Here is a 10,381-nt window from a genome sequence, read left to right as displayed (position 1 = left end):
GTGTCGCAGCGCCATCGAAGGCCAACTCCCAATGTTTATCGAGGATTCAGAAGGAGGTGCACAATGAACGCCCCGTCACGGATAGTTGACCTTTAAGTAACGCGTTCCGCACTCGATAGATACCTCAAGTTGCGACGAGTACTCCAAGAATATCCTTTTCCGACTACGATAATTTCGAGATGTCAGCTGACACCGGCTAGGAGGTCGCCAATGAATCGCGCACTAACTTTCTTGATTGGAGTCGTTGTCGTCGTCGTTGTTATATTCGCCTCGCTCGTCCTCGCTTACGAATTCCCGGAATCATCACATGGGCTAGCGGCCTGGGTTCAGGCTGTCGGTTCGATTTTAGCAATCGTTGGCGCTTATTTCATCGGGGAAAGGCAGGCATCTGCCGCGCAACGTCAGTTTGATGCAAACCTGCGAGCACGTGAGCAAGTACGTCGCCTTGCCTACGTCGCAATCGGACGGGTCGCGATGGATGCGGCAAACGAGTTGAAAAGACCATTCGAAGGGAATTCATCTGACCCTTTACTTCTTTCGTTCACAGCATCGCCTGGCCGACTGCTAGACGCCGCAGACGCTCTCAAGCAGATTCCCCTTCACGAAGTCGGTTCAGCAGAAGCTATCTCTGCAATCGCCGGACTGCGCGCAACGCTACTCAGTCTGAACGACCGAATGTGCGCCATGTCCGATTATTTACAGTCCACTGGGCATCAGGCGGGAAGGTACTCGGCTACCCCGGTCACCTCATCGCATGAAATGCGTGGTTTAATCCGCCACGCGGAGCTTCAATTTGAAAGGCTTGAGTTGGCATTAGCCCGTCCGAACCCGTAGGTTTTTGCAATGCGGTCAAGCTTTGTCTGTCATCTTCCGACCATCCGCTCTGTTCGCGGTCGTGAAGGTACAGCTCGAATTGGGTGCCTGTGCGCAAGGCATCGGTGATTCTATCACCATCGAGGTCGAGCAACCGGACCTCTGGGTCGTTCAAAGCGAACGGCGGAGCCGCCGCGTAATCGACGAAGCGGCCAGTGGCCTTGACACCGGAGACGGTGAGAGGAACGTATCCGTTGAATCGTGCACCTGACATCAACAGGTCAATATGGCCGTCGCCATCGAAATCGGCAAGTTGCACCCCCCGGTCGCCCAACCGGACGCCGGGCGGCAAGCCGTCGATGGGTCTCGGAACGTCAAAACGGCCATCGCCGAGATTGCGCCAGTAGCGGGTGGTGTCACCGATCTGCACCACATCGGGAAGGCCACGTCCGAACAGGTCGGCCAGTTCGAAATCCGGGTGGCCAAGGGAACGCTCGGGTTCTGACGCGGATGAGTCAGACATGGCCTGGTAGACGCGCCGGGTCGGATCAAAACGCGTGTAGCCGAATTCCAGCGGGGGCAACTTTTCACGCGCTTCGCCGTCGACGCCTTCGACCTCAATGCTGTGTAAAAGGGAAGCGCCGTTGGCGGGTGCGGCTCGGGGATCGGTCTGATCCCGATAAATGAGCCGGTAAACCCGAGTCAAACGGGCAACTCCGGCGTGGGTGCTGATCTCGATTCGGGCGCAACGCCGCATCGTGCGGATTTCGAATCCAGATTTATAGGTAGAGAAAGGATCGGGACGCGTCTCGTAGACGAAGTCGACGGTGACCATAAATTGCGGTGCACTGGGAGAACCATAGTCACCATAGCGGATGGTCTTCAGGTAAATCTGATCCCAGCGATGAGGGCCATCCTCGCGACTTGGATCGCGCTCGTACAGATATTCGATACGGTTGCCAAAGGGGTCGACCGTTTGCGTCAAGTGCCAAGCGAAGATGCGCTGGCTGTCGTCCGGGTGGCAGACGACCGCTAATTCCGGATCTGTAGGGGCCGGCTGACCATAGAGACTGGTCAACCCGCTACGGCTGCGGACCTCCCAATAGTCATCCTGCTCAGAGCGAATGTGGCTGATACGGGCGAACAGGCCTTCGGTCCGCGGGCGGTAGCGAGTGATGCCCGGCGAGGGAGCGGACACTGGCACCAATTGCTCGGCGCCAGACAAGAGGAACACATCTTGTTCGTCGTCGTAGATCGGCACGAGCTTCGATGTGTCGCGGGGAAACTCCTGGCACGCTCAGCGACCAACCCAGACCGAACACCCCATTCCCCGCCCCTGTGCTGTAAACAAGGGTCAGGTCGGGTTGAACACCGTTGCGTCCGGCAGAAATGGCAAGGGGTACCGACAAGTTGCCGGTACCTGTGTGCAGATCCGGCGAAAAGGTTTCCCCTAAGCCTTTGAGCGCACCGCCACCCTTCGGATGGGAAATGACCTGATCAGCGGTTCCGGACTTGTTCATTGTGCACCCGCCGAAAATCACGAATGAATTACGGCCTCTTTGGTAGAGGCACATCCATTGCAACTGCTTCTTTCGGTGTGAGTTGTCCGCGAGAACGGACGGGCACAAAGGAAGCGGACACCGGTACTGGGACTACTGCGTAACCAGGATCTGGCCGGTCATTCTTCGCTACGCGAGAATCGGGTGTTAGACATTGGACTGCACGTCCGTTCACAAAGTGCGGGCAAGTCGGCGTAGGACGCGTCTCATTCGCAGTACCAAGGATAGTGCTGCGAATCGAGGAGCGGCGGCCGCACCGGCGGTCCGAATACGATCTAAGAACGCTCGAAAAGTATCCGATGTCAGTGAAATGACCGTGAATAAAGTGGCAACCGGGTTCGTTGACGCCGGAAGCTTTAAGAAGTCTTCTGTAGGTAAAGTGTTAGTCTATGGAGACGCTCGTGTCAAGCCGGCAGATGGACTTGATCGATATGATGGGAAGCGAGCCGCTGCCCGTGAAATTGGCGTAGGTCTGCATGATCTTCACGGCACGCCCCTGCGGATTCGAACTCGTGGCAAACGAAACGATATATGCGAACCTAAGTCCATTCATCTGACTGCCCCCTGCGTTTAAGGTCCTCGACGCGGTCGGCGGTGGTAGCCCTGGTTACCCACGTCAATTCAGCGCGTGCCTAATAACATAGTAGCGGACGATTTGGTTTGACTTGTAGCTTCTCGTTCTCGCGGCGCGAACGTCTAAAAAAACACGTGGCGTCAATCGCGCAGCTTACCCACCGTGAGTTGAGACTTCCGACCTACGGCCGCACGGGAAATTGAACAATCACTGAAGTGGAGCCGCGAAAAATGGAGGCGACATACGTTACGTCTCTCTATTTTGCTGCACTAACGACCGTTCCTCTCCGGGACCCGCCATTCGCCGGGCAATGTGCCAAACGTCGCCTCCGGGTCGCGTGCTGCCGTCTGCTGCAAAACGAGCATGGTTCGAACGTTCGAACAGTGAGTGCCGGGGACCCGGCCATTTTCCGCCATTGGCCCGTGGGTCTATCTAGACGTTTGAGTGTCACATTCCTCCACGTCAGCGGCCATTCCCGAGTTCGGTGACTGGGGAACTCAGTACGCAGGTCGGATCCATGATGCGATGGCCACTCGGAGGTTCAAATGATTTCACCCCATCAAGTCTGATAGCATCGCGCGGATCAACAGGTCGGGTCTGGCCGGTGTAAGGCACTTGGGGAAAGGCGATGCCAATTCAAAAATATGCAGTAAATCAATACCTTATCGAGAGCCTCCTATCGAGAGTCCGAGAAGGAGAAATAGCGATTCCAGAGATTCAGCGTCCGTTTGTATGGGAATCGTCCCAAGTCCGTGACCTCCTCGATTCGCTTTATCAGGGATTTCCGGTCGGCTATCTCATCGCGTGGCGGAATCCGGATGTAAAACTAAAAGACGGAAAAACAGCATCAGGAAAGATGATTCTGATCGACGGTCAGCAGCGGATCACTGCGTTGACTGCGGCCGTGCTTGGTCAGCCACGGCCCACGGGTAGCGGCCAGTTGCCGTTTCGATTTCCTGGGCCCATCGCACCTTCACTTGCGAATCGAGCGATCGAATTGCGCCGCACACGCCGTCGATCTCCGCGTCGTAGGCACCCAGGGTCACATCACGCAGCAACGTATGCGAGTTGCGGGACACCACCACCCACGGTTCCACCGTGACCATCAGGCTGCGTTTGCGCAGGCTCGCATAATTGCCCGCGTCGTGGATGCAGTTGCCGCGCCGGGATCCGCCTATGACACGAAGATATGCTCGAAGTGGAGCGCGTCGGCGAGCGCGTAGGCATGGTCTGGATCGTATACGCCGATCTTCGTAGGCTCTGCGGCCACGGCTGGCGTAATCGCTCCACCTCGCCACAACAGCGCCTCGACGCCCTGGCCAAGCCGCAGATAGCGCTCGTGAGCAGAACCAGTGCTGCCGCGATGAAGAGACCGCGCCTCGCGAGCGGTCCCTCGGCAAGCAGAAGCGAGAGCATCGACTTGCGGTGCCCGTTCTCACGCGCATGCGCGACGACGATCAGTATCGCGATGGCAAGGTACACGACGGCATTTAACATTGAAATTACATAGAAACCGCGGGCGTTGTCGGCATCGTCGACGAGCAGGAGGGGGTAGGCTGCACAAGAGCGCAAGCCACAAATACGGTGCGACGACCCGCATGGGCGCCCTCGGGTCAGCGCCTGCCGTCTTCGGCGTCACGCGAAACACAAATTCGCGTCCCCGTGTGCGCATAGATAGCTTATCCAACAATAGAGCGACCGTTCTTGCGGAGATGAAACGGCGTCCCCACTAGTTTATAAGCATCGTTGACATATCCCTCCGTTTGCCTTTGCAATACGTCGAAGCCGGTCCTATCCTACTCAATACCGTTGCCAACTCATGTCGCCATCCGGGCAACGCGCGCAATGGGAAAAGGTGAAAGCATGCGTGCGATCGTCGTTTCAGTGTTCCTCTTGCTCCATATATCGGCCTCGTTCGCCGGGGGCGAGTCGCTCCTGGTCTTCGACTCGCAAGGCAAGTTCGTGGGGCCGCTCGAGGATTATGGAGGGCCAGGTGTCTATCTGACAGTAAGCGGCGCCATCGCGTTCGTTCCTATCGAACGGGTGATTGTGTCCGGCGACGGCGGTCCGCAAACCGTCTATTCGGCTACGGATTTCAGATGGTCGGGCACGAATGCAGCCGACTACACTTCGTCCGATTGCAGCGGCACACCGGTCATCACGCTCACCACCGGAGTCCGTCCGTCGGTGACGATCAGGCAAGGCACCGACGTCACTTTGTACGTTGCGCCAGCAACGAACTCTGGTCCGATCCTGATCGGATCGATTCGGTCGGGTCCGAATTTCCGTTGCGTGCCCTCCGGCGTGCCGAGCACGGAATACGGCTGGCCGACGGAAAGCACGTATTCTTTGACCGGCGCTCAACCGGAACCGCTGACCATCCGCTATCCGCGCGACAGGGGAGATCGGCGATCGCGCTAGTCGCAAGGCTCCCCTTGCATATGAGCTTCCATCGAACGATGATCGCGGCCTTGAGGTGCATGACATGCGCGGACTGATCGTATTGGCGCTGCTGTTGTCAAGCTCGATGGCGTCGTTCGCCGACGACCACCAGGACCGTCCGCAACGGCGCGTCCTGCAGGTCTTCGACGCGAACGGCAAGGCAGTCGGCGCCTTCAAATATGCTGGTGGTGGCGCAGGCGTGTTCATGACGGTGAACGGTGCTCCGGTGTTCGTGCCGGTCATCCGGCGGCAGGTCGCCGGCACCGGCAACCAGACTATCTATTCCGCGACGGAGTTCGAGTGGGGATGGTACTTTTTCAACCAGTTCTATGCGGCGGATTGCAGCGGCTCTCCGCTTATCTCTGATCGCACCGGACCGAGGCCTTCCTTCACGCTCAGGAGAGGCTCAGACGTCACCGTTTATATCGCGCCGACAACGAACTCTCAGTACCTGAGCGTCTCATCATATCTTCTAGGCACCAACAGCCAATGCCAGCGTTACACCACACCGGTCACGGCGGCCGGCTGGCCTATTGAGTCGAGCTACGTGATCACGCAGGATCACCCGGAGCCGCTGTCAATTCACTATTGACGAACCGAAATAAGAGCTCTCAGGCTTCCGGCGAATGTTGATCTATCTAGTTTCATGCCAGAACATCGTCTGCTGGCGAGAGCGTTCTGGCTCTTGCCTCGAACGCAGCCGCGTCGCAGCGATGTACCCTGCTCGATTGTGCCCCGCACCGGCCCGAACCAGTACGGAGATCGACATCGCATTTGGGCACATCGTGCGAACGACTGATGTGCTCGACGAGATCGGCGGGCCGCTCGGGGCTGGCACGTGACACGTCCGGGCAATGAAGGCGTCATCGAAGTGGGCAGCGTCACGTTTTCTACCGCTGCTCAAGCAAACGTGCATCTCGATGCGCAATATCTGCCGATGTGCTATGTCTTCGAAAATCTGAAGTATTGCGTTACGAATGGACGTGCGACAGTTCGAACGCGCCCTCGCGCAAGACGACGGAGGCTAGGGTTAGCGTTCGAAGGCATCTTCAGGCAAGCGATTGTCCACCAAGAACGAAACCGCGATACGGCCTGGTATGCGATTGTCGACCGCGACTGACGACGATCGAACAAGCGTCCGAACGATAGAACAACTCGACGAGAGCGACAACCGGTCACACCACTTGGGAAGTCCAGGGCCGCGTAACATCGGTTAGAACGCCGAGCTTTTATCTGCTTCTTACGGAACCCAACGCACCGTAAAAACGTGTGTGTGCTAGCGCACATGAAATCATTGGTCATTTCAAATAACGATTGAACCTTGGCCGGCGTCGTCCATACTTCAGTGCATTGATCCCAGACATATTGTCCTTCACCCGATGCACTCATCGCGGCGATGTCGCGGACGGCCAACCGCCTTAAATCTGGCCTTTCCATTGCTCAAGGGGTTACCCATGGTCACTACTTTAATCAAGCGGCGAGCGTTCGTTCAAGGAACCACGTCGGCGCTGGCGCTTGCATCGCTTCCAAGACTCAGCTTTGGGGCGTTGCCTGCCATTCGGCTTGAATGGCATGCATTCAGATTAACGCCACAATTTCAAACGTTTGTCAGTGCGATTCAAACCATGAAAGGCATTTCGGGCAGTACGAACAAGAACTCGTGGCAATACTGGGCCAACATTCACAAGAACTACTGCCCGCACGGCATCGCGTATTTTCTCGCCTGGCATCGCGGCTATATCTCCTATTTCGAACAGCAATTGAGAGTCGTACTCGGCTACGACAAGCTCGATTCCGCCAAGCTTATGCTTCCGTACTGGGATTACTACACTTATCCGACCTTGCCCGAAGATTTCACGAACGCTGCGAGCAACAATCCGCTTTACACTCGGCGCGTGAACACCAGCGCCTATCCGGCGCTGAGTATGAGTCCGTTCGCGACAGGGGTGAACAACTTCCAGCTCGGCCTGAACAATGCGTTCGAGCCGAATCTGGAATCTGCGCCGCATGACCCGGTGCATGACATCATCGGTGGCTATTTGGCAGATATCACTACGGCGGCGCTGGATCCGATTTTTTATCTGCATCACTGCAACCTCGATCGGTTGTGGAACGCGTGGTCGCGTCGTTCGACTAGCAAGGTACCCGCCGCGACCAGCTCGTACTGGAACGGCACATTCACCTATGCCAGCAACCTCACGATGGCCAGGGCCTTGACACGCACGACTGCCGGCCTCCTTTACGACTACGCAGACGACACCATGCCGGTCAAAATGCCCCAGCAGGCGCAGCACGGGCGCATCGTCCGGGTGCAGGCGCAGAACTCGTCGATCCACGGCCGCCCGAAGCTCCGCACGTTCACGTCGAGCGCACCACGCACCGTATCGTCGACGCGCGACTCGCTCGGCGGCTTGGTGGGCATCCCGCTCGACAACAATTCGATCAGCGCGGGCATTACGCTTCAGACAGCGGGCGCGAATTCGCTGCGCGACGTGCTCGCGACATCGCCTGCGGCGGTCTTGAGCGATTCGGCATCCAGTGCCGCGGATCTGCAACCGCAGGCGCAATCGCCAACACCGTCTCAGGGGAGCGGTGAGGCGAAGAAGTCGTTCCAGCACGTGAAGCTCGTGCTGGATGGCTTGAGGAGCGCATCGACGGCGGGCCAGGACGGCGGCTATTTCTATAACATCTATCTGAATCTGCCCTCGACCGGCGATGTCGATTCCGTTAGCGCTTCGCATTTTGTTGGCACGGTCGGCGCGTTCGAGGTCTCGGTGGCCGCGCATCACGGAAATGGCAAGAAAGAATTCGATATCACCTATCCGCTGGCGAGTCTCGGTCTCACGAATCCGAATCAAATGGTCGTGTCCTTCGTGCGCGAGAATGGCTTGGTTTATCCGAGCGGTAATGTGGTGTCCATGAACGAAATGCGCCTCGAACTGAGCACGGACTGACCCTGTTTATAGGGTCTATGGCGGGGCGGCAGGCTAGCCGCGATGGATGCGCGCCGTGCGCATCCATCGCGAGTGTGCAAAACCTGCACCTCTCCCAAGTAGGAGGTGCAGGCGCCACGGGGACGGGAGCTCCTTACCAATTCCGGCGGATCTGGCGCAGCCCGTAACAATGATCTGGCGGTAATCGATCTCGCCAAGAACACTCACAATCAGTTCATCGGCGACATCACCGGATATATGGGTTACGGTTGGAACAACTGTTCGTTCGTATCTTCTCCAAAGACTGGCAATTTACAGACCGCGGCCGTCTCGACCTTCGGATATCCGTACCTTCTGGACAGTGGCGCGATCATGCAGCGCACGGATGGGCCAACTTACACGACAGTGGTCGGCGGAGCTTGGCAGCTCTGGCAAGGAAGCGACCTCACAAGCGGCTCAAGCGGTGGCCGGTGGATCGTAAATTTCAAGTCTCGCGACCCTCTGCGGGAAGGAGACGCCGTTGCAGGTACCGCTTCGAAGCTCGCGGTGATTGGCGTGACGTCATGGGGGACCTCCGATCCTAATGCGCCAAAAGATAACTACTCTTCCCAGTTTCGCCAAAACGCGCAGTACCCGAATGCAAATTATGGCGGTTACGGAGCCGGCAACATCGCCTCGCTGCTGAACACACTGTGTAATAGGAGAGCTCCGGGTGGCGGTACGGTACGTACGCCTCGCAAGGATATTGCGACTAGGTGTTCCTGAGTCGTCGCGAAGCACCTGTTCCCATCTCCACCTTCATCGGGTTGATCCCTTCTGCCTGCGGCAGGCTTAGCCTGCCGCATTCTCAGACGCTTGTCCAAAGAATTCTCGACGGCCCTCGCGCGACGCATACCGATCGGCGGGGTGAAAGGCCTCGCGCTGAGCGAACAGTCGATCAGCGCGCTTGTGACGGCGGAGGCGAGTTCGGTGCAATCAATCCAGGACGTCATTACGACGACCGAGGACGAGTTTCCCGATACTGAAACGACGAGCGCGTCGGCGCCGGCCGCCACTTCGGCCAGTACATCGAAGGCGAGAAAATTCCGCTCGGTCAAGGTTGTGTTCGACAACGTCGCGGTTACAAACGCGGGTGCAGCCGGCGGGTACTTCTACAAGGTGTATCTTAACCTGCCAGAGAATGCGGATATCGATACCGTCGGTCCAACGCACTTTCTCGGCACGCTCGGAGCCTTCGAAATTGCGAGCGAGGCGCATCATGGATCCGTAACGCTCGAATATCCGGCAACCGGCGCAATGGTGAAGATTCGCGCGAGTGCTAGCCGCGAGCACGTAATTTCGTTTGTGCGGGTGGACGGCACTAGCGCTCCGGCAGGCCAAGTCATCGCCGCCGGCGAACTGCGTCTTGAGTTGTCAACCGAAGCACCTTTCATCAAGTCGAAGAGGGTCAAGCCGGGACGCAATGACATCCCCTATTGAGGTGACCGACACGTGACCGTTGAAAGCTCTGCATAGGTGATCGCTTGAGGGCCTCATTGACTTCGCTTCAGATGGGTGTGGTCATGACGCAATTTGATCCGGGCTCGAGTTCGTCGACCAGCGCGAATTTTCGATGAGATGACACGCGTCACCTTCACACTCCTAAATCACTGTTTTCAGCCCCCAACCTGTGCGTTGATTTCGGCTCACAGCGGTGAGCGAGCGTTCCGTTGGCCAAATGGTTTGCTGACTGCATTAACGATGACGGGGTTCCGGCGACCGCAGAGGCCGGCGCGCTGCATTATTCGGACAGACGCAGTCACCGAACACTTTGCGCCGGCGGAAAGTCTCAAAGTCTAATCAGGTGTCCACCCTCGGACTTTTCGTACATCACGAGGTCTCGCTGGATCTGGCGGTCGTGCCGGATACTTTCAACCGCGAAGCCGTCGGCTGGCCCCATCAAAGCCTCAAAGCCGCGCATGACCGCCGGCATTCTAATCGGTGGCACTTCGGTCGTAAATCCGAGCAGTTGGAGCGGCAGATCGATCGGCTCGAAACCCAACTCGAGGATCTGGCAACGG

At 57.6% G+C, this 10,381-nt stretch carries 8 protein-coding genes and 4 pseudogenes; 8 read left to right on the top strand and 4 right to left on the bottom strand.

The window, feature by feature from the left end; translation table 11 throughout:
* Positions 1-210: 210 nt before the first annotated feature.
* A complete protein-coding gene (locus AWB67_RS40040) occupies positions 211-834 on the top strand; it encodes a hypothetical protein (protein ID WP_125477782.1) in 624 nt (207 codons plus the stop codon).
* Here the strand turns inward: AWB67_RS40040 and AWB67_RS42380 are convergent.
* From AWB67_RS42380 to AWB67_RS43550, 3 genes and pseudogenes are all read right to left on the bottom strand, one after another.
* Positions 743-1,336: an FG-GAP repeat domain-containing protein gene (locus AWB67_RS42380; RefSeq protein WP_235025461.1), complete on the bottom strand. Its 594-nt coding sequence runs from the start codon at positions 1,334-1,336 to the stop codon at positions 743-745. The genes AWB67_RS40040 and AWB67_RS42380 overlap by 92 nt on opposite strands.
* 225 nt (positions 1,337-1,561) lie before the next feature.
* Positions 1,562-2,086: pseudogene (locus AWB67_RS42375) on the bottom strand (SpvB/TcaC N-terminal domain-containing protein); the annotation flags it as partial.
* 25 nt (positions 2,087-2,111) lie between these two features.
* Positions 2,112-2,333: pseudogene (locus AWB67_RS43550) on the bottom strand (SpvB/TcaC N-terminal domain-containing protein); the annotation flags it as partial.
* Positions 2,334-3,574: 1,241 nt separating this feature from the next.
* Between AWB67_RS43550 and AWB67_RS43545 the strand changes: the two are divergent.
* Positions 3,575-3,799, top strand: a pseudogene (locus AWB67_RS43545) (GmrSD restriction endonuclease domain-containing protein); the annotation flags it as partial.
* 31 nt (positions 3,800-3,830) lie between these two features.
* Here the strand turns inward: AWB67_RS43545 and AWB67_RS42370 are convergent.
* On the bottom strand, positions 3,831-4,052 hold the full coding sequence (locus tag AWB67_RS42370) for a hypothetical protein (protein WP_235025460.1): 222 nt from the start codon (positions 4,050-4,052) through the stop codon (positions 3,831-3,833).
* Between the two features lie 757 nt (positions 4,053-4,809).
* Between AWB67_RS42370 and AWB67_RS32480 the strand changes: the two genes are divergently transcribed.
* The 6 genes and pseudogenes from AWB67_RS32480 to AWB67_RS43790 all read left to right on the top strand — a co-directional run.
* A complete protein-coding gene (locus AWB67_RS32480; RefSeq protein ID WP_125477780.1) occupies positions 4,810-5,367 on the top strand; it encodes a hypothetical protein in 558 nt (185 codons plus the stop codon).
* Positions 5,368-5,431: 64 nt separating this feature from the next.
* The gene (locus tag AWB67_RS32475; protein WP_087660150.1) at positions 5,432-5,980 is read left to right on the top strand and encodes a hypothetical protein; all 549 of its coding nucleotides are present in this window, start codon (positions 5,432-5,434) and stop codon (positions 5,978-5,980) included.
* Between the two features lie 1,033 nt (positions 5,981-7,013).
* Positions 7,014-8,342, top strand: coding sequence for a tyrosinase family protein (locus AWB67_RS32470; protein ID WP_159965046.1), 1,329 nt, complete (start codon positions 7,014-7,016; stop codon positions 8,340-8,342).
* A 105-nt stretch (positions 8,343-8,447) separates the two neighbouring features.
* Positions 8,448-9,086, top strand: coding sequence for a hypothetical protein (locus tag AWB67_RS32465; RefSeq protein WP_200822368.1), 639 nt, complete (start codon positions 8,448-8,450; stop codon positions 9,084-9,086).
* A gap of 90 nt (positions 9,087-9,176) precedes the next feature.
* On the top strand, positions 9,177-9,800 hold the full coding sequence (locus AWB67_RS32460) for a hypothetical protein (RefSeq protein WP_125477778.1): 624 nt from the start codon (positions 9,177-9,179) through the stop codon (positions 9,798-9,800).
* 460 nt (positions 9,801-10,260) lie between these two features.
* A pseudogene (locus AWB67_RS43790) lies at positions 10,261-10,381 on the top strand (IS66 family transposase); the annotation flags it as partial.

This window comes from Caballeronia terrestris (assembly GCF_001544515.1).
Classification (GTDB): Bacteria; Pseudomonadota; Gammaproteobacteria; order Burkholderiales; family Burkholderiaceae; genus Caballeronia; species Caballeronia terrestris.
This window is presented reverse-complemented; position numbering and strand designations above follow the sequence as displayed.